Source organism: Wolbachia endosymbiont (group A) of Udea olivalis, assembly GCF_964028365.1.
GTDB classification, from domain to species: domain Bacteria; phylum Pseudomonadota; class Alphaproteobacteria; order Rickettsiales; family Anaplasmataceae; genus Wolbachia; species Wolbachia pipientis.
The window spans coordinates 1,455,264-1,478,173 of the sequence record NZ_OZ034773.1; the positions used below are offsets into that span (position 1 = coordinate 1,455,264).

21 protein-coding genes and 1 pseudogene are annotated in these 22,910 nt (G+C 34.5%); 13 read left to right on the forward strand and 9 right to left on the reverse strand.

From position 1 onward, the window contains the following. The first annotated feature begins 176 nt into the window (after positions 1-176). From ABWU32_RS06845 to trpS, 5 genes are all read left to right on the forward strand, one after another. A complete protein-coding gene (locus ABWU32_RS06845) occupies positions 177-1,985 on the forward strand; it encodes a peptidylprolyl isomerase (RefSeq protein ID WP_015589207.1) in 1,809 nt (602 codons plus the stop codon). 401 nt (positions 1,986-2,386) lie between these two features. Continuing rightward, positions 2,387-2,707, forward strand: a complete 321-nt coding sequence (gene rpsP, locus ABWU32_RS06850; protein WP_006279266.1) for a 30S ribosomal protein S16 — start codon at positions 2,387-2,389, stop codon at positions 2,705-2,707. Positions 2,708-2,717: 10 nt separating this feature from the next. Further along, positions 2,718-3,704: a polyprenyl synthetase family protein gene (locus ABWU32_RS06855; protein ID WP_015589208.1), complete on the forward strand. Its 987-nt coding sequence runs from the start codon at positions 2,718-2,720 to the stop codon at positions 3,702-3,704. Between the two features lie 61 nt (positions 3,705-3,765). Then, the gene (locus ABWU32_RS06860) at positions 3,766-4,335 is read left to right on the forward strand and encodes a nucleotide exchange factor GrpE (RefSeq protein WP_015589209.1); all 570 of its coding nucleotides are present in this window, start codon (positions 3,766-3,768) and stop codon (positions 4,333-4,335) included. Positions 4,336-4,352: 17 nt separating this feature from the next. Further along, the gene (gene trpS / locus ABWU32_RS06865; protein ID WP_006280207.1) at positions 4,353-5,351 is read left to right on the forward strand and encodes a tryptophan--tRNA ligase; all 999 of its coding nucleotides are present in this window, start codon (positions 4,353-4,355) and stop codon (positions 5,349-5,351) included. Positions 5,352-5,526: 175 nt separating this feature from the next. On the opposite strand, the gene ABWU32_RS06870 is transcribed toward trpS, so the two are convergent. The 3 genes and pseudogenes from ABWU32_RS06870 to ABWU32_RS06880 form a co-directional block, all read right to left on the reverse strand. Continuing rightward, entirely contained in the window at positions 5,527-6,288 is a 762-nt protein-coding gene (locus tag ABWU32_RS06870; protein WP_012673268.1) for an alpha/beta hydrolase, read from the reverse strand. A 1-nt stretch (position 6,289) separates the two neighbouring features. Beyond that, complete coding sequence (locus tag ABWU32_RS06875) at positions 6,290-6,817, reverse strand: c-type cytochrome (RefSeq protein WP_015589210.1); 528 nt, start codon at positions 6,815-6,817, stop codon at positions 6,290-6,292. 440 nt (positions 6,818-7,257) lie between these two features. Continuing rightward, positions 7,258-8,513: pseudogene (locus tag ABWU32_RS06880) on the reverse strand (IS4 family transposase). 638 nt (positions 8,514-9,151) lie between these two features. Here ABWU32_RS06880 and ABWU32_RS06890 point away from each other — a divergent pair. Beyond that, positions 9,152-9,424 (forward strand): hypothetical protein, encoded by a 273-nt coding sequence (locus ABWU32_RS06890; RefSeq protein ID WP_051062215.1) that lies wholly within the window; start codon positions 9,152-9,154, stop codon positions 9,422-9,424. Between the two features lie 54 nt (positions 9,425-9,478). Beyond that, positions 9,479-10,177, forward strand: a complete 699-nt coding sequence (locus ABWU32_RS06895; protein WP_353278610.1) for a hypothetical protein — start codon at positions 9,479-9,481, stop codon at positions 10,175-10,177. Here the strand turns inward: ABWU32_RS06895 and ABWU32_RS06900 are convergent. Then, positions 10,169-11,497 carry an IS4-like element ISWosp9 family transposase gene (locus tag ABWU32_RS06900; RefSeq protein WP_041573564.1) on the reverse strand — a complete coding sequence of 443 codons (1,329 nt, stop codon included), beginning with the start codon at positions 11,495-11,497 and terminating at the stop codon, positions 10,169-10,171. The genes ABWU32_RS06895 and ABWU32_RS06900 overlap by 9 nt on opposite strands. 166 nt (positions 11,498-11,663) lie before the next feature. On the opposite strand from ABWU32_RS06900, the gene ABWU32_RS06905 reads away from it, so the two are divergent. From ABWU32_RS06905 to ABWU32_RS06925, 5 genes are all read left to right on the forward strand, one after another. Next, on the forward strand, positions 11,664-12,902 hold the full coding sequence (locus ABWU32_RS06905) for an IS256 family transposase (protein ID WP_353278612.1): 1,239 nt from the start codon (positions 11,664-11,666) through the stop codon (positions 12,900-12,902). 128 nt (positions 12,903-13,030) lie between these two features. Continuing rightward, positions 13,031-14,359 (forward strand): IS4-like element ISWosp9 family transposase, encoded by a 1,329-nt coding sequence (locus ABWU32_RS06910; protein WP_041573564.1) that lies wholly within the window; start codon positions 13,031-13,033, stop codon positions 14,357-14,359. 315 nt (positions 14,360-14,674) lie between these two features. Next, a complete protein-coding gene (gene proS / locus ABWU32_RS06915; RefSeq protein WP_015589211.1) occupies positions 14,675-15,943 on the forward strand; it encodes a proline--tRNA ligase in 1,269 nt (422 codons plus the stop codon). Then, complete coding sequence (locus ABWU32_RS06920) at positions 15,940-16,296, forward strand: holo-[acyl-carrier-protein] synthase (RefSeq protein ID WP_007549151.1); 357 nt, start codon at positions 15,940-15,942, stop codon at positions 16,294-16,296. The genes proS and ABWU32_RS06920 overlap by 4 nt, the downstream gene beginning before the upstream one ends. Before the next feature lie 360 nt (positions 16,297-16,656). Continuing rightward, complete coding sequence (locus ABWU32_RS06925; RefSeq protein ID WP_041573531.1) at positions 16,657-18,153, forward strand: proton-conducting transporter membrane subunit; 1,497 nt, start codon at positions 16,657-16,659, stop codon at positions 18,151-18,153. On the opposite strand, the gene ABWU32_RS06930 is transcribed toward ABWU32_RS06925, so the two are convergent. The 5 genes from ABWU32_RS06930 to ABWU32_RS06950 form a co-directional block, all read right to left on the reverse strand. Next, positions 18,150-18,803 carry a type IV secretion system protein VirB8 gene (locus ABWU32_RS06930; RefSeq protein WP_015589213.1) on the reverse strand — a complete coding sequence of 218 codons (654 nt, stop codon included), beginning with the start codon at positions 18,801-18,803 and terminating at the stop codon, positions 18,150-18,152. The two genes, ABWU32_RS06925 and ABWU32_RS06930, sit on opposite strands and share 4 nt — an antisense overlap. Positions 18,804-18,871: 68 nt before the next feature. Beyond that, the gene (locus tag ABWU32_RS06935) at positions 18,872-19,666 is read right to left on the reverse strand and encodes a hypothetical protein (protein ID WP_015589214.1); all 795 of its coding nucleotides are present in this window, start codon (positions 19,664-19,666) and stop codon (positions 18,872-18,874) included. Between the two features lie 73 nt (positions 19,667-19,739). After that, positions 19,740-20,561, reverse strand: coding sequence for an AAA family ATPase (locus ABWU32_RS06940; protein WP_141457205.1), 822 nt, complete (start codon positions 20,559-20,561; stop codon positions 19,740-19,742). Positions 20,562-20,578: 17 nt separating this feature from the next. Further along, the gene (locus ABWU32_RS06945) at positions 20,579-21,166 is read right to left on the reverse strand and encodes an L-threonylcarbamoyladenylate synthase (RefSeq protein ID WP_141457207.1); all 588 of its coding nucleotides are present in this window, start codon (positions 21,164-21,166) and stop codon (positions 20,579-20,581) included. A 118-nt stretch (positions 21,167-21,284) separates the two neighbouring features. Beyond that, the gene (locus ABWU32_RS06950) at positions 21,285-21,755 is read right to left on the reverse strand and encodes a hypothetical protein (RefSeq protein ID WP_015589217.1); all 471 of its coding nucleotides are present in this window, start codon (positions 21,753-21,755) and stop codon (positions 21,285-21,287) included. Positions 21,756-21,830: 75 nt separating this feature from the next. On the opposite strand from ABWU32_RS06950, the gene miaA reads away from it, so the two are divergent. After that, positions 21,831-22,715, forward strand: coding sequence for a tRNA (adenosine(37)-N6)-dimethylallyltransferase MiaA (gene miaA, locus ABWU32_RS06955; protein WP_006280293.1), 885 nt, complete (start codon positions 21,831-21,833; stop codon positions 22,713-22,715). The last annotated feature ends 195 nt before the right edge of the window (positions 22,716-22,910 follow it).

Below are 22,910 nucleotides of genomic sequence, written 5' to 3' on the forward strand. Positions count from 1 at the left end.
TCCCCTTCCTAAGGTATAGTATAACTCAGTTAAACATATGTTCCTATTTAAGATTAGAGAGTTAAATTTTAAGTTAATATATTGTAATATTATATATATTAGCTAATAAAGCAACAGGTTTACAAGCATTAAATTATCACTATTCTATAATTAATCATTAATTAACTGGGTTTAAAATGAATGTTAAAAATTTTTTCACTAAAGTAACCGTTGTCCTTTTAGCTTGCTTGTTAATCTTCATGGGAATTGGCAACCTTTTATCAGGTGATGATGAAAAAGAAGAGGTAGCTAGGGTTGGAAAAGAAGTTATAATGTCAGATGAGTATAAATCACTATATCAAAATTATGAAAAGCAAATTTCTGGATCTGATGCGAGTAGAGAACAAGTAAAAAAGCTGAAATATGATTTGCTTAACGCACTTATAGAGCAAAAACTATTGTTTAACCTAACTAGTGAGCTGGGGTTGACAGTTGGAGAAGAATCTATAAAAAACCATATTAAAAACACCAAATACTTTCAAAATGATAAAGGTGAATTTGACAAAAATAAATTCTATGAAACGCTAAATGACCTGCATATGACAGAGAAAGAGTATATAGCAAAGCTAGAGAAAGTCCTGCCTGCAATGATGTTCATGACTTCATTATTTAAAGATAATTATCCAGTAACTTTTGGCGAGAAAATTGATGAGCAGATATACAAAAGTCGCTACCAAACTAGAGTAGTTGATATTGTTAAAATAACTGAAGATGCAGTTACAAACATTCCTGAACCAGATGATCAAGCCTTACTTGATTTGTACGAAAGAAATAAATCCCATTTTTATTATCCTGAGTATCGAACTGCGCAATATATTTCCCTAGGCCAAAAGTATTTTGAAGATCAAATCAAGATCTCAGATGAAGAAGTTGATGGTATAATAGAACAACAAGAACTTAAAAATCAAAGAGATATATTCAATGCAATATTTTCTACCAAAGAAGAAGCTGAGACAGCAAGAAGAGCATTTGAGGAGGGTAAAACAAGCTTTGAACAGATAGTAGAAGAGTTTGGCAAAGCAAAACTTGAGGAAACTAGAGTAAATAATATAACTAAGGATTTTTTACCAGAAGACGTGAGAGAGAAGGTATTTGCTCTTAAAGTAGGTGAAGTAAGTGAAGTTTTAGCAAGCAGTTTTGGTTGGCACATAGTAAAAGTGGAAAGTGCGCATCAAATCTCTGATGAAGACTTAGTTGATTTAAAAAAAGACATAAAGTCAGTTCTAACTAACCAAAAGTCTTTTGAAAGAGTCAATGATTTCATAAACCAAGTGAACTATAAGATATACAATGGTTCAGAAATTGAAGAAATATTGAGTGAATATAATTTACCTATACAAACTATTGGTCCAGTAGATGCGAGTGGAAAAGATCAAAGCGGTAATAACGTAGGAGATTCTGGTGATTTGATTTCTTTCATTTTTTCGCGAGAAAAGGATCAGAAAGGTTATTTTAAGGGCGTTGGGGACGCCGTTGTTAGTGTAAAAATCGTCGATATCTTTCCACCCAAATTGCAAAGTTTTGAAGAAGGCAAGGCATTAGCGGTAGAGCTTTGGCGTAGTGAGTTTATAAAAGAAAGAATGTTTAAATTCGGGCAAGAGGTTGCAGTTCAACTAAGAGAAAAAACAGATTTGGAAGAAATTCAAGGTGTGGAATTAGTTAAAGGTCAGCAGATGCACCGCAATAAAGTGGATCAACAAAACTACCCCTTTTCTTTTGTAGAAGAGATTTTCAATATGAAAACAACTGGTTCAGTGACAGATCCTATTCAATACAATAATGAAATTATAATAGGTGTTCTAAAAGAAATGCATTCATCAAATGGCAAATTAAACACGCTTGACACCGGAAAACGTGTGATGATATCGCTAAAAGAGCAATTAATTAGCTATCTGGAATCAAAGTATAAAGTCGAAGTTAATCACGCTATACTTGATGATATATAATCAAAAATCTTATAAGCTGCTTCAAACGCATCCAGTGCCCAGACACACAACTGTACGAACATTGCGATTTGAGAGCAATCTTCACTAGAAAGGATGTCATCCCAGTGCCCAGACACTGGGATCCAGGAATTTTATTAAGTTGGTAAGCATAAAAGTAGCCGTTTTATGTTAAAATACAACGTTTTAATGATTAAAAAAAGGCTGGATTCCAGTGTCAAGCACTGGAATGACACCATTTGCTGTGCAATTTACCTTCAAAAATGAATGTTCGTATAGCTGTGCGCCCGGCACTGCCCTACATTATTGGTAATTATATTATAAGGTGCAAAAGTTGTATAATTCATTTGACTTAAAACGGCTCATTGTATAAAATTGTGGCTAATATATGAATAAAGGTTAACATGGCAGTTAAAATAAGGTTGGCGAGGTTTGGCGCAAAGAAACGCCCTTTTTATAGGATAGTTGTAGCTGATTCACGAGCACCAAGAGATGGGCGTTTTATTGAGAAAATAGGACAATATGATCCAATGTTACCAAAAGACAATAAAAATCGTGTTGTGGTGAAAGCTGATAGATTAAAACATTGGCTAAGTGTAGGCGCGCAGGCAACTGAAAGAGTACTGTGGTTTATCAAAAAAGGCATAGTAACTTTAGAAACAGAACCAAAGAAAACAGAAAAGAAGAAAGTAGAGAACGAGAAAGCACAAGGGCAAGAGGCATAAGTCTCTTAAAATGCTAAATACTGATTTAACAAACAGCGATAAATTAGACGATATTGTATCTTCTGATTTGTCAGCTATGAATGACTTTGTCTTCAAAAATGTCAATGATGAAGATGCTAAGCTTGCTACTGATATTATATCTCATCTTGTTAGGTCAGGTGGAAAAAAAATAAGGCCTAAACTAGTTTTTATTATATGTAAAATGCTAAACTATTCTGGGGAGAATAGGATCAACGTTGCTGCATCGGTAGAGTTTATACACAATGCTACTTTACTTCATGATGATGTGCTCGATGAAAGTGAGGCACGCCATGGAGTTAAAACAGCGAATAAGATTTGGGGAAATAAATCAAGCATTTTAGTTGGTGATCTATTGTTGACTCTAGCATTTAGATGGCTTATAGAGTGTGGAAATTTAAATATTCTCTCTATTTTATCTAAAGCATCGCATTTACTTGTGAAGGGTGAAATAAAGCAGATGACAGCACGTTTTGACCCCCACACAGTCAGGGAAAATTATTTTGATATCATTGGAGAAAAGACAGCATCTTTATTTTCTGCATGCTGTGAAGCTGCATCAACAGTATCTGGTGCAACAAATGACGAAACAGAGAGGCTAAAGAATTTTGGTTTTAATTTTGGTATGGCATTTCAAATAGTTGATGATATGCTCGATTATACTGCTAATCAAGGCACTTCTGGAAAGCAAGTCGGAAAAGACTTTTTCGAAGGTAAAGTCACCTTACCTGCTATTATAGCATACGAAAAGGGCAGTCCAGCAGAGCAAAAATTCTGGGAAAAATGCTTTTCTTCAGCTAGACACAATTTTGACCAAGCATTACACTATATTAATCACCATAATGCCATTCAGCTTTCTATGGAAAAAGCTAGACACTACATTAATATGGCACAAAATGATATTAGTACTTTTTCTGATTCTTTTTATAAAACTACTTTAATTGACTTTTTAAATGCGAGCATAGAAAGACGAATGTAGCTGGCGCTTGATATTTTCGAATTAATTGCTATATATTTATTAGATTCTTAAGGGTAATAATATGTCAGATAGCAGTAAAGAGAAAAAGAAGAAGTTTGCTGATATGGTAAGTAGGCAGAAAGGTGACGACCAACAAAGTGATAACCATAAGCAGACTGATGATTTAAATGAAGATCTCAATACATTAAAAGAACGTGCAGCTCAGCTTGAAGATCATTTACGCCGTGCTGTTGCAGATAATGAAAACGTCAAACGTATAATGCAAAAGCAAATTAGCGATGCAAGTGACTACGCAGTCACAAAACTTGCACGTGATATGATCGACTCGTGCGACAATTTAAAAAGAGTAATGGAAATTTTGAAAGACGGTGATCCTGTTCATGAGGGGATTAAAGTAGCTTATCAAAAAATTATAAATGATCTAAAAAAACATGAAATAGAGGAAGTAGATCCACTTGGTGAGCTTTTTGATAGTAATTTACACCAAGCTGTTGTGGAAAGAGAAGACAATGAAAAAAAGCCTGGCACCATTGTAGAAGTACTACAAACTGGTTATACTATCAAAAATAGGTTGCTCCGTCCTGCAATGGTTATTCTTTCTAAGAAATCTGCTGATTGTGGAAGCGATTAGCATGAGGTAAATGTATAATGACAAGTATTGTCTTTTCAGGTATCCAGCCAAGTGGCGTACTACATTTAGGTAATTATCTTGGTGCAATCAAACAGTGGATAGACTTACAGGATAAATACAAATCTCTTTTTTGTATTGTCGACCTACACGCAATCACAGCAAATAAGCTTCCCGCAAGTGAATTAAAAAGTAATATTTTCAAAACAGCAGCAGCTTATATTGCATGCGGAATAGATACAGAAAAGTCCATTATTTTTAGTCAGTCCACAGTTAGTGGTCATGCAGAACTGGGCTGGCTGCTTGGATGCTATACACCAATTGGTTGGCTTAATCGCATGACTCAATTTAAAGATAAAGCTGGCAGCGATAAACAAAAAGCCTCTCTTGGATTATATAGTTATCCAGTACTTATGGCTGCAGATATATTGTTGTATCAAACTAAATACGTTCCTGTTGGTGATGATCAAAAACAGCATTTGGAGCTTGCACGTGATATTGCATCAGCTTTTAACAATCATTATAAGCTGGATTATTTCATCGTACCTGAAATCTTAACTTTGGATTGCACATCAAGGATAATGAGCTTAAGGGATGGCACAAGCAAGATGAGTAAATCTGATCCTTCAGAACATTCGTGCATTAACCTTGATGATACGGATGACTTAATTGTCAAAAAAATAGAAAAAGCAAAAACAGATTCAATTCTAGGCTTTGCTACTTTAAAGTGCCGACCAGAAATAAGCAATTTGATAAACATTTATTCAGTGCTTAGTAATGTAAATGCAGAAAAAGTATGTGAAGAAGTGAACAAACATGACATGAAGCACTTCAAAAAAGAGTTAGCTGATTTAATTATCAGTGTTATATCACCCATACGTGAGAAAATGAATGATCTTTTAAAAGACCAATTCCATTTACATGAAATATTAAAAAAAGGCACAAAGAAAGCAGCAGAAATTGCAACCCATAATATAAAAGAAATCAAGGATATTATTGGATTTGCTCAATATCTGTAAGGTTCCAAAGTGTGATGGTGCGAACCGTCATACCGCCGCGGTATCTCAGCCGCTAACACGTAGCGGGATGACGGTTTTTCAAATTGTCGGTAAATCTAAGTCAGTTTAGCTATAGGCAGCAATTTTCTGTATTTATTTTAAGTTGAAGAAAGCTCAAATGAAAAATCGTGTTTTGCTAAAAATCACAGAATGCAGTCTGGTTACAAAATTCTCTAATGGTCTTAAATAAAACTTCCAGTGAATGATTGTCAGACATATTGTGCTCTGCTGATTTTATTAAGTGTACTTCAACATCGGTTGACTTAATTTTTTCAGCTAAATTCAATGAAGTTTGATAAGGAACATCTTTATCATTAATGCTATGCAGCAAGCGCACAGGACAGTTTATATCTATTGTCTTTTTGTTTAAAAGAAGGTTCTTTCTGCCATCTTCGATCAAATTTTTAGTTATTTTGTATGTACAATGCTCTGAAGTAAAATCTATTACACCTTTAGAATCTAGTTCTTCTTTTTGCTTGCCTGACAATTGCTTGAATATCAAATCTTCAGTAAAATCGGGAGCAGACGATATACCAATTAGTGCTGCAATTTTTTCTGGAAATTGAAGGGCAGTGAGCAACATCAGCCATCCTCCCATACTTGAACCTATAATTATTTGTTTATCGCTAGTTAATTCACTCATTACTTTAGCACAATTTTTTTGCCAATCACTTATCGTGTAATCAATAAAATTACCACTTGAATGACCGTGACCAAAATAATCAAATAGCACAAGTGCTACGTCATTTTCTTGGCAAAATTTGTAAATAGCAGTTGCTTTAGTTCCATCCATATTGGATGCAAATCCACCGAAAAAAACTACAGAAGCTTTCTTTCCTTGTAGCTTTCGATATGCTATGTGACCATTATTTCCATCAAACAATTTACAATAATCCATACTACTTTGGCAAAGCAACCGGGCTATCACTCAATTGATGCAAATAACTAACTAGATCTGCAATTTCTTGTGGATTGGAAATACCTGCAAATGCCATACGTGTACCTTTTATATAGGCTTTTGGGTTCTTTAAAAAGGCAAATAGCTCCTCATACCCCCATTTTCCACCTCTGTCAAGCACTGCTTTTGAGTAATTGAATGAGTTACCAAGATGGGCCTTTTTATTTCCAACTATGTTCCATAAGTTTGGTCCTACTTTATTCATTCCACCTTTCTCAAAACTATGGCAGGCTATACATTTTTTTGCTGCTGATTTACCTTTCTCAAAGCTAGCATTCTGCATGAGCGCTCCAATATCAAGCGCCACTTGCTCGATTTTTTGCTGGAACTCATTGCTGCCAGCAGCTACTATCGTTTGGTGTTCAATCTTATATTCTTCTGGACTGTAAAGCATATCAACTACATTACTAACTATCATAATGATTAGCCCAGAAAGTAAAATCGATGCTGCAATCTTATTAAGCTCCATAGTTAATTTTTATTAAGTAATGTTACTTAAATTATGCGAATATTTTCGCAAATAGCAACCAATTACCTTGAAGCTCGCTAAAGATGAGAGTCTCTATAGCTGACCCAAGAAAGGTTTTCTTACGTCCATACCGCCGCGAACCGTCATACCGCGATTCATTCGCGGTATCTCAGCCGCTAACAAGAGATCCCGCTAACAAGTAGCGGGATGACGAGGTTCACTGCCATTAAGTTAAGGAAAGAATGGTTAAAAACTGAACTAAAAAGTCAGAAATAATTAAGGATTTATGACAAATGCTGAAACAGAATAGAGTAAACTTTAAAGCAGATAAACTCTGAAGTGTAAATTACTTAAGAAATAGTTTGTTTAGAAGTCATTTTACAGGAGCTATGGCAATAAGCTACCCAGTTATTATCAGAAGATATGAATACTACCTCTAGTCAAAATATGTGTTTTCTAACCCTTTTTTGGTAATTGAACGAACGAAGATAAGGTACCTTATGACGATCAACTTTCCTTCCCTTTCTTACCGCCAAAGTGTTCATCAAAAATAGCTTTGATAATTGATCCATAATGCAGTCAGTATCTGATTCCGTAGCAAAAATGTCGAAAGCCAAGTTTTTGATCGCGTTAAATGAGACAGATTTGTTAATGCTCCTCTTAAGCTTATCATCGGTTAAGTCCATATTCAACGCTTCTTCTACATCTTCTGTCATAACACTTTCTAGGTTGCTAATAAAGATAGCTGACCAAAAATCCTGTTTAACAGACTCAACACTTTTTCCTGTAAAATTTTCTAGACTTAGTCTTCCTTTGAGTTTTGCAAAAAATGTCTCAACTCCCCAGCGTAAAAAATATAACTCCTTAAATCCTCCAGTTTGAAACTTTTGTTCATCCATTAATGATGTAGCTAACACTTCAATTTCACCAGATGGCAGTACCACTTTGAAGCGTTATTCCACTATTTTCTTGTTTTATCTTACGCTGAGCACATATGGTAACCTCAACACTAGATGGGCTTTTTTCTTCAAACATAGCATTCACTTCATTAAAAGATGATCTGGGACATCGAATGACATAAGCAATTTTTCTTTTTGTAAGGCTAGAAAGAAATTTATAAGATAAATATACAAATCAGTAAGTCATTAGTATTTACAACTTTAAGCATTTCATCTGCTAAGTTAATTTCATGAGTGTTACCTCTATCTAACACTGACCTTATGGCAACATTATTTAGCACATCTTAACAAACCGCAAAGGTTGCACTTGCATAATCACCTAAATCTTTTGGTTTTTGGTTACGTATTTTTCTTGAGCCAAATTCATTTTTTATTTCAACGCTTGTTGGTAAAATGATTTTGGAGGCATCAAGAGCTAACACTCTAAAGCCAAAACAAGTTTTAAATTTTTGGTCTTGGTAGTACAAGGAAACCACACCTTCGTTAATTTCTGAAAATGCACTGTGTTTCATTTTTTTTCTTGCTTGACTAAAAGCACTAGCAGTAACGGTATAGTCTTTTTTCCTATATAAAATAAATTCGTTTAGTATTACTTGCAGCGACTTTACACTTTTTCTTAAAATTAAGATAAATATGTCAATAAAAGATAACTTCCTCTTTCTCATAAAATCTTTTGAAGATGATTTATGGGATTCTATAAATTCTAGACTTGCCAATTCATTTTGAATAAATTTTATTACTGCCTTTTTTACTCATACTACCTTTAAACTTATTGGTATACATCATTATCCCATAAAATCTATCTTTTTTCCTTAACTTAATGGCAGTGAGACGAGGTTATCGTCATGCCGCCACGAACCGTCATACCGCGATTCATTCGCGGTATCTCTTAGCCGCTAACAAGTAGCTGGATGACGATTGTCAGGGTGTAATCCCAGTGTCCCTATGATGTCATCCCAGTGCCCAGACACTGGGATCCAGGAAAAAGAATGGTGTCATGAAAGTAGCCTCCTGTCATCCCAGTGCCTTGACTACTTGGATCCAGAAAACTTAACTTTAAATAAGTGGCTGCATAATAAAGACTAGATTCCAGTATCAGCTACTTGCATGACACTATTTGTTGTAAACTCACTTTTACTCTATGGTTATCTTTTTATACTACCTTGTCTACCTTATTTTACCGCTTTCCTAAACGGATACAACTTGGAGCTATTTTGCCTTTTTTCTATGCAAGAAGTCTATTGTATAGCTATTGCCGGTTGTATATTACTTATAGTTTATCTATTCAAATTTTGACTTTATTTTTCATAATTAATTATTGACACTGTTGATAATCTAGTTATTATTAATATTCTAGTGGTTAATGAGGTAAAAAATGTCTACATCTAACCTTAAAATTTCGATTGCTGCTTTATCATTATGTGTATCTGCCGTTGCAATTTATATACATCTCCCTTATGTTATTGCAGCAGTTTCTGGTTCTGGTGCCATTGCAGCAGTTCCTTTAGCAATCTTTGCTGTTTCTGTGGTTGTTGCATTGGCTTCAGTAGCATATCTTATTAAACTTGCCGTTTCTAGAGATGATAATAAGAAAGAAGCAGGTCTTAATGGACAGGAATTTGGCCATACTGCATCTCAAGAACCATAAAAATCTGCGTGTAAAAATTGTAATAATCTGGACAGTGAACTAATTAGAAAAGGATTGTCTGTTAAGCAAGATAGTGGATCACAGACGGAAGTGAGAAGTTCGGAACATGTTCCGAACCTTACTCCTCAACAACCTCCGCTAACACTTGGTACAGCAATTCCTCAAAATAATAATGCACCTCCGCCACCGCCTCCACCTCCAAGTTCAAATGGAACTTCTTCATCAAAGAATGCTAGTAGTCCTAGTGATCCTGACGTTAAACCTGACATGAGCGCTGTATTTAATAAAATAACACAACAAAAACCAAATCTCATGAGCAAGGAAGAGCGTGATAAGAAGTTAAAGGAACAGGCAGCAAAGAAGTCAAGCAATAAAGGAGGTGGGCAACAAGAAAAAAATGAAGATCTTATGGCTGATTTGAGTAAAGCACTTCAGAAACGAAGGGCAGGCGTTAATGGAAAGCAAGGGAGCGACGTACAACAGCCAAGTCACCTGGGCAGGGCATTCAGTAAAGTGTTAGCTATGATCCCACCACCACGGAGTCGTAGTAGTAGTGTATCAAGTGATAGTAGTAATGTATCTGATGATGAAAATTGGGAGACAGACCCAGAACCTATTGAGCAGGCATCTTCAGGCTCCCAATCGCTCCATAGAGAAAGAAGCGGGAGTCTTGACAGTGGTATAGGATCTGGTTCTGAACCCACATCTCCGTCACATTCGGGAGTGTTAAATAAACCATACGCGTCAAGTTAAGGAATGTAGAGAGCTTAAAGTAGATACCCTGGTCTTCCTATATCTGTCTTTCAAAGAAAACTTTGACCAGATTATAGTAAGCTTTTTTAGAAAAATTTTTAAATTATTGACAATATTGTTTAATATCAAAAAGAGCTCTCTAACCCGCCTTTTCAATTCAATAAATGCCTTTGTTAAACTGAGCTCCGTGTTCTTTTTTAGTTTTACACAGCCAATCATTCCGTGAAATACGAGAATAGCACATAATTTTGCGTATAGCTCGCACAATACTCTAAATGGATTTGTCTTTCCTTTTAGTTTATCAAGATTGATATGACTTTTATATAGTTTAAATAGTAATTCGATTTGCCATCTTACTCTATAAACCGTCAATATTTGTTCAGCATTAATTTTACTCTCTGGAACATTAGTTATAAATATTGACCAATCTAATAACTTTTGATTCTTTTGAGAAGATGTATATCCATGTGACTTTGCTAATTTATTAGCCTTTCTTCTTCTAGCCATAGACTGTTCTTCAGTTAGCTTTTGACATATAATTCTTACCTTAATTTTTACTTCCTTTCCTAATAATACTTCTTTTTCTGAAGATAATTGACCTTCCAAATACTCCAATAGCTCTATTTTTTGATTTGTTTCTATATCATATATATTGGTATCAGACTTATAACGACTAACAAAATATGCACCTGCTTCATCAATCTGTTTAAAAGAACTAGGCACAAAGTAGCCCAAGTCAAATATTAGCAAATCATTGGCTGATAAACCGTTCAGATAATCCCTATAACCTTGATCCGACCTTATTCCTTCCATAAAATTTAACTTATCTAGCGCTTGATTCAGGTAATCAAAGACTAACTGTAGCTTTATTCCTGATTTGGTATTATTCTCACAATCTCTATAGCTACTGCCATATCCTTTGTACATATCTTCCATGCTACTGGGCAGGCTAATGTAGCTGCTATCCAATAATTTAACGCTTCCAAATTGCTGTAAAATTTTGCAATCAATCTGTAGACTTTTTTTAAATAAACACAAAGCTTCGTTATACATTTTTTTCATGAACTCAACTGCTTCTTCACTAAACCTAAAATCTAAACCCTGTTTTGTAATTTCTATCGAGTCTTCATTTAGCAATTGGCACATTGTTTCTATGCTGCAATCATCAACTCCTATGTTACCAAAAACCATAGCTTTTATGAATGATGAGCCATTAAGTTTTCTCTTTCTTTTTATAAAACCTACTGCAATTGATATTTCGTCTGCTTTTTCATTAAAGAATTCATTGAGGTCTTTTGATAAGCAAGCTATTCTGTCCATTGTAAGTTCTCTCATTCATATATCCAAGAGAATTTATACCTTATTATTTTCCTTCACTCTATCAACTTTACTTACACTTTTCCTTAACTTGACGCGTATGGTTAAATAAACTGTGTCAAACCGAAAAAAAAGTAATAAATTGATATAAAAAAATGGAGGTTTGACAATGAGTCAGAAAGTAGTAAACAGAACTACCGGATTGGTAGATTATAAAGAATTAGAAACAAATATCCTGTCGTCTATACGAGAAGGAAGGCCGCTGACAGGAAGGGACGGAGCGTTAACACCGTTTATAAAAAGGTTGCTGGAGGCGAGTCTAGAGGGTGAAATAGAAAACCACTTGTTGGCTGAAAGCGAAGAAAATAACCGAAGAAATGGGAGGAATGCAAAAACTTTACGTACAAGTGCAGGCTCATTTGAGCTATTAACACCAAGAGATAGAGAAGGAAGTTTCGAACCACAAATAGTCAAAAAAAGGCAAACAAACTTACATCCAGAGCTTGAAACGAAGATTTTGAGCACATTTGCCAGTGGTATGGGTTATAGAGATATAGCGTCACATGTTGAGGAAATTTATGATCACAAAATATCGGCAGCAGAGATATCAAGTATTACTGACAAATTGCTACCAGTAATCAATGAATGGCGCAGTCGTCCGCTGCAATCTGTATATCCGATAGTGTTCATGGATGGCATGTTTTTTAAAGTCAAAGAGGATGGGCATTGCGTAAGTAAATGCATGTACAATATATTGGGCATAGATCAAAATGGCAGAAAAGAAGTCTTGGGCTTTTATTTGGCTGAAAGTGAAGGAGCTAACTTCTGGTTGGGAGTACTAAATGATCTAAAAAAAAGAGGAGTAGAAGATATCCTTATTGCCTGCGTTGATGGGCTGAAAAGCTTTCCTACAGCCATAAACAGTGTGTTTCCTAATGCGGAGGTACAGCTATGTGTGGTGCATCAGATACGCAATTCTCTGAAATATGTATCTAGCAAAGATGTAAAGATTTTCATGAGTGATTTAAAAAAAGTATATCAGGCTTCAAGTAGAGAAATAGCTGAAAATTATCTACTTGAGTTGGAAGAAAAATGGGGAGAAAAGTACCCATTGGTTGTAAAATCATGGCAGAATAATTGGGAAAACTTATCCGGCTATTTCAAGTATTCTGGCCCAGTTAGAAGGCTAATTTATACTACCAATCCTATTGAGGGACTGCATAGACAGATTAGAAAATTCACTAAAACTAAGGGCTCATTTACCAGCACAAATGCCTTGTATAAACAGGTGTATTGTGCTATAAAAAAGGTAGAGCAAAAATGGACTATGGCTTTGCCTAATTGGGCATTAACTATGTCTCAGCTCGACATTTTCTTTCCTAATAGATTGAAAATTGAGTTGAACTAAAAATGCGGTTTGACACAGTTTATTTAACCATACGCGTCAAGTTAAGGAAAAGTGTAAGTAAAGTTGATAGAGTGAAGGAAAATAATAAGGTATAAATTCTCTTGGATATATGAATGAGAGAACTTACAATGGACAGAATAGCTTGCTTATCAAAAGACCTCAATGAATTCTTTAATGAAAAAGCAGACGAAATATCAATTGCAGTAGGTTTTATAAAAAGAAAGAGAAAACTTAATGGCTCATCATTCATAAAAGCTATGGTTTTTGGTAACATAGGAGTTGATGATTGCAGCATAGAAACAATGTGCCAATTGCTAAATGAAGACTCGATAGAAATTACAAAACAGGGTTTAGATTTTAGGTTTAGTGAAGAAGCAGTTGAGTTCATGAAAAAAATGTATAACGAAGCTTTGTGTTTATTTAAAAAAAGTCTACAGATTGATTGCAAAATTTTACAGCAATTTGGAAGCGTTAAATTATTGGATAGCAGCTACATTAGCCTGCCCAGTAGCATGGAAGATATGTACAAAGGATATGGCAGTAGCTATAGAGATTGTGAGAATAATACCAAATCAGGAATAAAGCTACAGTTAGTCTTTGATTACCTGAATCAAGCGCTAGATAAGTTAAATTTTATGGAAGGAATAAGGTCGGATCAAGGTTATAGGGATTATCTGAACGGTTTATCAGCCAATGATTTGCTAATATTTGACTTGGGCTACTTTGTGCCTAGTTCTTTTAAACAGATTGATGAAGCAGGTGCATATTTTGTTAGTCGTTATAAGTCTGATACCAATATATATGATATAGAAACAAATCAAAAAATAGAGCTATTGGAGTATTTGGAAGGTCAATTATCTTCAGAAAAAGAAGTATTATTAGGAAAGGAAGTAAAAATTAAGGTAAGAATTATATGTCAAAAGCTAACTGAAGAACAGTCTATGGCTAGAAGAAGAAAGGCTAATAAATTAGCAAAGTCACATGGATATACATCTTCTCAAAAGAATCAAAAGTTATTAGATTGGTCAATATTTATAACTAATGTTCCAGAGAGTAAAATTAATGCTGAACAAATATTGACGGTTTATAGAGTAAGATGGCAAATCGAATTACTATTTAAACTATATAAAAGTCATATCAATCTTGATAAACTAAAAGGAAAGACAAATCCATTTAGAGTATTGTGCGAGCTATACGCAAAATTATGTGCTATTCTCGTATTTCACGGAATGATTGGCTGTGTAAAACTAAAAAAGAACACGGAGCTCAGTTTAACAAAGGCATTTATTGAATTGAAAAGGCGGGTTAGAGAGCTCTTTTTGATATTAAACAATATTGTCAATAATTTAAAAATTTTTCTAAAAAAGCTTACTATAATCTGGTCAAAGTTTTCTTTGAAAGACAGATATAGGAAGACCAGGGTATCTACTTTAAGCTCTCTACATTCCTTAACTTGACGCGTATGGTTTATTTAACACTCCCTCACATTCTGCGCCAAAGGCAGATAAACCACTGATATCGCCTAAGCCTGTTAATTTAAAAACGAAACCTGAAGCTCTTCCTGCAACAACAGTGACTAATGAAGCAGGAAAGCTACCAGCTTCTTCTGTTAAGGACCGTTGTAAAATGTTTGGTGGAGCGGCTACTAAATTTGAGAGGGGATCGGTATTAGTACGTTAAGGAAAGCACCACACACTTCCCTTCTTTTTCAAAATAAGTTTACCTATAGATCTGATTGTATTAAGATTGTTTAATACAATCAGATCTATTATATGCGTTTATCCAAGTATTACTTACCAACTCTAAAGGAAAAGCCTGCTCATGCTAAAATTATCTCCCATCAATATTCTTTACGTGCAGGTTTAATAAAGCAGATAGCATCTGGCATTTATTCCTGGTTACCACTTGGTCTCTTAGTGCTTAAAAATATTGAAGACATTATCAGAGATGAAATGAACAAATCCGGTGCTATTGAAGTGTTGATGCCTTGTGTCCAACCAGCAAATCTTTGGCGAGAATCAGGGCGTTACGATGATTACGGTAAGGAAATGTTACGTATAAGGGATAGGCATGAGGAAGACATGCTTTTTGGTCCAACGCACGAGGAGGTGGCAACTGATCTAATTAGAGATATGGTAAAAAGTTACAAAGATTTGCCACTTTGTTTATACCAAATTCAATGGAAGTTTCGTGATGAGGTAAGACCACGTTATGGCGTTATGAGGGGCAGGGAATTTTTGATGAAGGATGCATATAGCTTCGATGTAGATTACGAAGGTGCACTGAATTCATATAATTTGATGTACAAAACTTACATAAAAATCTTCAAACGCATGGGACTTACCCCAATTGGAGTTCGAGCTGATACGGGGCCAATTGGAGGAAATTTGAGCCACGAGTTTCATATATTGGCAAACACTGGTGAAAGCACTTTATATTACGACAACAAATTTTCTGAGTTGCTAGAAAGCGAAGATGTTGAAAGTTTGAAGAGTATATACGCAGTTGCAGATGATATGCATGATCCTGAGACTTGCCCTATATCACAAGAGCAGTTAAATGTTAGTAAAGGTATTGAAATAGGGCATATTTTTTATTTTGGCGACAAATACTCAAAGCCTATGAAGGCAAGTGTTACTTCTCAAGATGGAAAAAATGTCAATATACATATGGGTTCGTATGGCATTGGAGTTTCAAGGCTTGTCGGTGCAATAATAGAAGCTTTTCATGATGATAAAGGAATTATCTGGCCAGAATCGGTGGCTCCTTTCAGAATTGGTTTAATCAATTTACAAACGAAAGTAACGGAGGCTGCAGATAAAATATACAAAGCTTTGAAGAGCGATGAAGTGCTTTACGATGACACGGAAGGAAGTGTAGGAGTAAAATTTTCTAGAATGGATCTGATAGGCTTGCCGTGGCAAATAATTGTCGGAAAAAAGGCAATAGATGAAAAGATAGTTGAAGTAAAAAATAGAGCAACTGGAGAGGTAAAGGAAATGCAGATTGAGGAAGCAATAAATCACTTTAGCACAAAATGATACACGGTATCGGCACTGACATAGTATATATACCAAGAGTATCGAGGATATTACAAAAATACGGGGAAAAATTTCTCAATAGAATCTACACTGAGAAAGAAATAGAGCTAAGTAGAAAGTATAATAGTCAAGAAATGCGAGCAAGGTATTTCGCTAAGCGTTTTGCGGCAAAGGAGGCTTTTGTTAAAGCACGAGGTAGTGGTCAGGGTATTATAATGAAAGATATAGAAATATACAATGATGTAAGAGGCAAGCCATATCTTACCGTTAGCAAGGATTTTATCTCCAAAATTCATCTTTCTCTGAGTGACGATGGAGATTACGCTACTGCATTTGTTGTAATTTGCGTCTAGCAGATATTGTTTCAATTTATGCAGTTGACTTTATGCTATCTATATAGCTAAACCGACTTACAACAATTTGAAAAACCGTCATTCCGCTACTAGTTAGCGGAATCTATGCTGAGATACCGCGGCGGTATGACGGTTCGCGGTGGCATGACGATAAGCTCGTCATCCCGCTACTAGTTAGCGGATGAGATACCGCGAATGAATCGCGGTATGACGTAACGACAAATTCGTCATCCCGCTACGTGTTAGCGGGATCTAGAGATACCGCGGCAGTATAGCTATAGCATATGCAACAACTAAAAAAACATAGCAGTTTTTCTATGATTTTAGTATAATTCTAGCTTTACCTAAACAAAAAATTTAATGGACTATATCTTAATGTATCTTTCCTTACCATTTTCAATTACTGAGAATTATTTATTAATTACTGCGTTGATTCCACTTTTAAGTGCGTTAGTTATTTTTTTTACTGGTAAATGGCCCGGAGTGAACAATAGTATTACTGTCACTTCTTCTGTACTTCTGTTTACGTATACGTGTCTGTGCACTTTATATTGGGTGTATGGTGATCATTCTCAATTTATCCTCATGGATTTTGGTAATAATTTGCACATTAGTTTAAAGCTAGAGTCTACCGGAGTAATATTCAGTTTATTAATATCGTTTTTATGGGTGCTGACCAGTATATATGCAATATGTTATATGCAGAATAACTATGCTGATAGCAATCACTCAAGTTTTCTATGCTTTTTTTCAATATCAATTAGCTGTGCAATGTTTATTGCTTTTTCTGGAGATTTGCTCACTACATTTGTCTTTTATGAGCTTCTAACTATTAGTACATACCCTCTGGTTACTTACAACTCAACAAATGAATCAATGATTGCAGGGCGCTATTACTTTGGCGTGCTATTTTTCTCTTCTTTGGTATTGTTTTTTCCTGCAATAGGCCTTTTATATAATGAATTTCATACTTTAGACTTTGTAAGTGGTGGAATATTCAAATTTGATACTTCACTCATCACTTTCATTGCAGTGTGTTTTGCTATGCTGATTTACGGAATAGGAAAAGCTGCATTAATGCCAATGCATTTTTGGTTACCAAAAGCAATGGTTGCACCAACTCCTGTAAGCGCACTACTGCATGCTGTTGCTGTTGTGAAATCCGGAGTTTTCATCATCATAAAAGTTATATTATACACTTTCGGTATCGGTAACATGCAACGTTTTGCGCAGCAAAGTTGGTTTGCTGGAGGGTGGCTTCCGTACGCTGCTGGATTTACTATTATTACTGCATCATTGATTGCATTAAAGCAAAAAGAATTAAAAAAATTGCTTGCTTACTCTACCATCTCTCAATTGTCGTATATTATATTATTCGCTTCAATTTTTAGTGAGCTCAGCATGAGGGTTGCAATTTTCCAATTAGTTTGCCACGCATTTGCAAAAATCACTTTGTTTTTCGTTGCAGGAGCAATAATAACAAGAGCAGGTGAGAAGTATATAGATAAGATTTACGGTATAGGACGCAGTATGCCAATTAGCATGACAGCATTTGCTATAGGTGCGTTGTCTATGATAGGGGTGCCGCCTGCTCCGACTTTTTGGGGTAAATTTCTCATTTTTCAAGCTGTTTTCAACTCTGGCAATGTAATACTTTCTGTGTTTGTAACTCTAGTGTTAATTGTTAGTACTATACTCAACGCTCTGTACTTTTTACCGATAATTTACAACGCCTTTTTCTTAAAACCTTCTCAGAATTACTTTATTAAAAAAACACCAATTCTTCTAGTTTTACCTCCAGTTATTACTGCTACATGCACTTTGGTTATTTTTTTTAGCTACCAAGTAATATTTTAAAATCTGTATTTATAACCATTAACAATAAATTTAAATGGTATTATACCAGCCAGAGTTGCTTTTATATTCGACAAAGTGAAGCTAATCTCCACAGTATCCTCCTTATTTTGCTCGGTTGTAAAAACTACAGTAGCATTTCCAGCAAATGTAACTAGGTCCTTGGTCGATCGGTCAATAGATAATGTTATTACGTTTATGTTGGTAATTTTTCTTTTGGATGAAACAGCTTCATTATTCGTTTTTTCCTGAAAGCCTTGATGGATTTTATGTATAGAATTGTTTCTTATAAAATTTTCTTGGTACTTCGGTTCAACGGTCTTAATGGACTCGTATACTTCAATGTATTTACTTATTAAGTACCTCGCTGTGGAAGTGTATTCATCTTCCTTTTTACTGAAACTAAGCTTATGCATTGCAGAGAACTCATCTTCTGTGTGGTTCATATACTTCACAAAATTTAAATCTTTTTTAACAGGAAATAACAGGTATATGTTTAATGTTAATAAACATAAGCATACTAGGAGAAGCGATACTATTAATGCCATCCAAGATCTTTCTGCTACACAAAACAGATACCTATGGCAGTACCATTCGACTGCTTTACTGAAATAACTTTTGTTTTTTACTGATTCAAGCAATTTATCTTCCATAACACAATACTACCAGACCTAATCGGATCGTTATAATAACAATAAGCTTAGATACTCTAAAAAAAACTTTAAAATATGTCTAAATTTTCCCAAATAGGATGAATGATTATATCACCTTGTTCTGCAATGAGGTAGAATTTATCGATTTTGCTCACATCTATATTTATCATTTTTACACTGAAATTTTCAGGATCATAAGTATTACTTTCTACACTTTTGTGATAATTATAATAATGTAATTTATTTTGATCATCAAAATAACCAAATTCATCAGCAAAGGTTCCCACTTTTCTACCTTTACCACTTTTGACTAGCTCAAATAGATCAATTACATGGTTTTGGGATCCAGGCTCAATAGGCCCTTCTGCAGCAAAAAATTTAGGTGCATGACCAACGTATTCCTTAAATTTTAGATTATGAGTCTTTTTTACACTACCAAAATCCACAAACTTATATTCATCTGAAACGCCAGAATATTGTGGATCATACTTTTTATATTCAAAAAACTCATTACCTAAAAAATTACAAAACGTTAATTTATAATTATCATGATCGGATTTTACGACTTTAAGGTAATGAAAATCTCTAGGAATCCTTACTTCCTCTTCCGTGATATGATTACGTACAACAAACTCACCATTTAGCATATGATAGCCAATTTTTGGCAAAGTGGCTATATTGATTGCCTTGTTTAGCTTAAAATTTGCCTCATAGATGCCACTTAATAACTCCTTTCCTTTTTCTAAGGTGACGTCCTGGTCTAAAGCTATATTCTTGATTGAACTCAATTCTTTCTGCATATTCAGTATAGCTTTCGTCAAAACTTCTATTGATTGCCATACAGTTAATTTATTATCAGTCAAATTATATACTTCAAGTATTAAATTAACAGGATTTTATCATGAATTTATGTTAAAAGTATTATACTTTGTAAACTTATGTCATGATATTAACTACATTAGCTAAAACATGCTTTTTATCTAAGTGGAGTTGCTTAGCAACAACAAAAAGTTCATCTATTTTTTTCCACTGACTTAGCAGAATTTCAACATCATTTACCTCTCTCTTTATGCTTTCTAAAATGAAGGCCTGAATTATATATGATGCTAGTTCTAGTTCGATTTCGCTATTAATTACTTTATTAATCATATTGGGATTCTTTAAATCATGAAGAAATTTATAAAAGCACTTGTATGCTTCATAAGCATCACTACTTATTGCATTTATTATCATTCCTGGCATTCCAGGAAATAAAGTAATGATTTCATCAAATATTTGATCATCAAATTTACATTGAGATGAAACAACTTGCTTTGTTTCATCATAAGTTAATGGGAGTAAATTCAGCTGAAAGCACCTACACAAGATAGTGGTTTGTATATCATATGGCTTATGGCTAATTATAAATATCTTAGAATTTTTTGGCGGCTCTTCTAATATTTTCAATATTGCGTTTTTAGCGTTATTAGTCATTGCCTCTAAGCTATCTATTATAGCTATTTTGTGTTCTGATTGAATGGGACTTAAGTGTAGAAAGTTTTTCATTTCTCTGACTTTTTCTATTCCGATAGTATCACCTTCAACAATGTGTAAGTCCAATGCTACTTCATTATAGCTTTTTATGAGTAACCAATTGGAGAAGGATTTTGCAAGTGTTGCTTTTCCTATACCTTTTTTACCACAGATCAGCCAAGACTGAACAGATAAGTTGTTCATTAATTTTTTTTTGGCCTGGTTGTGACCTATTACTTTTTTCATTCTTTCTCCTATAGATCTTAGTTTGAAAATGCATTGTTTACTGTTTGTAATAAAATTGCACCTTCCCTTAAAACCTTAATCTTATCTTCGGTTAAGTCAATAATAGTAGATTCTATACCAGAAACTAATTCGTCATCTTCAATCACTGCAGATAAATGTTGCTTAATGGATTGTGGTATATCGTCTGCCTTACATACACTTTTTTCTCCTGAAATATTTATACTAGTTGCAACTATTGGAACTTTCAGTTTGTTTAGTATTGAAATTGCAATAGGATGCTCAGGAATTCTGATACCTATACTATCTTTAAAGAATTCGTTTGGCAATATGTTGTTGTTTTTAAGTGGTAAAATATAGGTAATTGGTCCAGGAGAAAAGTGGTTTATTAAATCAATATATCTTTCCTTTACCTTTGCTATTTTTGTCAAATTGTAAATATCACTAACAAATATAGACAGTGGTTTATTTTGAGAGCGTTTCTTTATCTGATATATTTTTCCTATAGATTCATTATCTAGTGCATTACAAGCAAGAGCATACACTGTTTCTGTTGGAAAACACACTAATAAATTGTTCTGTATTGCATTTATTATTTTAGATACCATATAGCTAAAAACTTATTCATAACAACTAGATCAGTTTTGTTGCACTGTATCTTATATAGTAACTGCTAGTTTTTGTAAACGTAATGCAACGCAGCTTACCATTTGTTATGCAGATTTGCTACAACCCAAACTCTTCATTGACTTTATCAATTATTGCCTGTGGTGGATCCTCTCCCCATCCTGAATACAAAATCTCTCCATAGTCTGCAACATCTATAGAGCCAGTTCTGCTTTTTGCTAGAAACATTTCTCTTTTCTCTTTATCAACTAACACATAATGCCACGCTGATTTTCCACGATCTTTACCACGGACTAAGTATACAAGATCTGACCTACTTCTTTTTGTTGCATCAGCAAAAGATCTTTCATTGACAGTTCTGCTTTTACTTTTTATGCCGCCACTTTCAGAAAAAGCTTCCTTGGATTCGGTTTTTTTGCCTGCTAATTCAGAAATTTTTCCTTTTTCCCCTAATGCCCGTTCTTTGGTGTTTTGAGACGAATACTTACTGGAAAAACCTTCCCCTGTACCGCCAGGAGTCCTGTTTGTGAAACGCTTAGTAAATGAATTATTGTCGTTGTTTTCTGCCATAAAAATCTCCAAACTTTAGATTGTAGAATCCAAACTTTTACTACACTTTATCATATGTTAATTAAATTAATATAAATGAAAAATAATATAGTAATTATTACAGGAATTACGGCCTCAGGTAAATCAGAATTATGCGATAACCTGATAGAAAAATATGGAAATATTAGTATAATAAATTGTGATTCAAAGCAGGTATATGAAGAAATTCCCATAATTACTGCTCAACCACCAAAGCAAGAAGTATTTTATAAACTATATGGTTATGTTTCAGCAAAAGAAAATTATTCCGTGGGTCTATGGTTAGAAGATTTAGAAAAAGAAGTTAATCACGCATTAGAAAATGCTCAAATACCTATCATCACTGGAGGAAGCGGGCTTTACATCAGCAGTTTAATCAAAGGCTTATCATCAATGCCACAAATAAGTCAGAAAGTGAGAAAAAACGTAAGTGAGCTCAGGAAAAATTTAAGTAAAGAGGAGTTTTACAAATTAGCGCTAAGCAAAGATCCAAGGATTCAAGGTAAAGTGTTCATGAATGACTCGCACCGCCTTTCAAGGGCACTTGAAGTTATCACTGAAACTGGCAAGTCAATTTTTGTATGGCAAGAGAATAGACAGCCTCCTTTATTCAATAATTTTAAGATATATACAATTCTGCCTAAACGTGAAGATGTATACCGAAAAATAAATTCTCGTTTCATTACAATGATTGAAAATGGAGCAATTGATGAAGTAAAAAAGCTACTTAGCATGAACCTAGCCCCACATTTGCCAGCTATGAAAGCACACGGAGTGCCAGAAATTATAAAGTACTTGAAAGGTGAGATTACTTTAGACGAAGCGATACAAATTGCTCAAACAAACACAAGACACTACGCGAAACGTCAGTATACCTGGTTTAAAAAACAATTTCTAAATGCTGAAGTGATTGATTGTGCAAACAAGCTCAAGATATTTTAATTCAGGCCGTGCTCATTACTACGAATAGGGGGTTCCATATTTTCCAGATGGTCGCTTACTTCTAGTGGATCGCCTAAACCATGCTCTATTTTTATTTTAAAAAATCCAAGCCTCTCGCACAATTTCTGAAAGTATTCTTTTATAATGTCAAATAAGCTTTTATCACCTATATTATAGTCCTTCAGTCTCTCAGGA

What these genes read in the sequence shown, in the direction of transcription:
- ABWU32_RS06845 (WP_015589207.1), top strand. Translation starts at nt 177, where the DNA reads ATGAATGTTAAAAATTTTTTCACTAAAGTAACCGTTGTCCTTTTAGCT.
- rpsP (WP_006279266.1), top strand. Translation starts at nt 2,387, where the DNA reads ATGGCAGTTAAAATAAGGTTGGCGAGGTTTGGCGCAAAGAAACGCCCT.
- ABWU32_RS06855 (WP_015589208.1), top strand. Translation starts at nt 2,718, where the DNA reads ATGCTAAATACTGATTTAACAAACAGCGATAAATTAGACGATATTGTA.
- ABWU32_RS06860 (WP_015589209.1), top strand. Translation starts at nt 3,766, where the DNA reads ATGTCAGATAGCAGTAAAGAGAAAAAGAAGAAGTTTGCTGATATGGTA.
- trpS (WP_006280207.1), top strand. Translation starts at nt 4,353, where the DNA reads ATGACAAGTATTGTCTTTTCAGGTATCCAGCCAAGTGGCGTACTACAT.
- ABWU32_RS06870 (WP_012673268.1), bottom strand. Translation starts at nt 6,288, where the DNA reads ATGGATTATTGTAAATTGTTTGATGGAAATAATGGTCACATAGCATAT.
- ABWU32_RS06875 (WP_015589210.1), bottom strand. Translation starts at nt 6,817, where the DNA reads ATGGAGCTTAATAAGATTGCAGCATCGATTTTACTTTCTGGGCTAATC.
- ABWU32_RS06890 (WP_051062215.1), top strand. Translation starts at nt 9,152, where the DNA reads ATGTCTACATCTAACCTTAAAATTTCGATTGCTGCTTTATCATTATGT.
- ABWU32_RS06900 (WP_041573564.1), bottom strand. Translation starts at nt 11,497, where the DNA reads ATGGACAGAATAGCTTGCTTATCAAAAGACCTCAATGAATTCTTTAAT.
- ABWU32_RS06905 (WP_353278612.1), top strand. Translation starts at nt 11,664, where the DNA reads ATGAGTCAGAAAGTAGTAAACAGAACTACCGGATTGGTAGATTATAAA.
- ABWU32_RS06910 (WP_041573564.1), top strand. Translation starts at nt 13,031, where the DNA reads ATGGACAGAATAGCTTGCTTATCAAAAGACCTCAATGAATTCTTTAAT.
- proS (WP_015589211.1), top strand. Translation starts at nt 14,675, where the DNA reads ATGCGTTTATCCAAGTATTACTTACCAACTCTAAAGGAAAAGCCTGCT.
- ABWU32_RS06920 (WP_007549151.1), top strand. Translation starts at nt 15,940, where the DNA reads ATGATACACGGTATCGGCACTGACATAGTATATATACCAAGAGTATCG.
- ABWU32_RS06925 (WP_041573531.1), top strand. Translation starts at nt 16,657, where the DNA reads ATGGACTATATCTTAATGTATCTTTCCTTACCATTTTCAATTACTGAG.
- ABWU32_RS06930 (WP_015589213.1), bottom strand. Translation starts at nt 18,803, where the DNA reads ATGGAAGATAAATTGCTTGAATCAGTAAAAAACAAAAGTTATTTCAGT.
- ABWU32_RS06940 (WP_141457205.1), bottom strand. Translation starts at nt 20,561, where the DNA reads ATGAAAAAAGTAATAGGTCACAACCAGGCCAAAAAAAAATTAATGAAC.
- ABWU32_RS06945 (WP_141457207.1), bottom strand. Translation starts at nt 21,166, where the DNA reads ATGGTATCTAAAATAATAAATGCAATACAGAACAATTTATTAGTGTGT.
- ABWU32_RS06950 (WP_015589217.1), bottom strand. Translation starts at nt 21,755, where the DNA reads ATGGCAGAAAACAACGACAATAATTCATTTACTAAGCGTTTCACAAAC.
- miaA (WP_006280293.1), top strand. Translation starts at nt 21,831, where the DNA reads ATGAAAAATAATATAGTAATTATTACAGGAATTACGGCCTCAGGTAAA.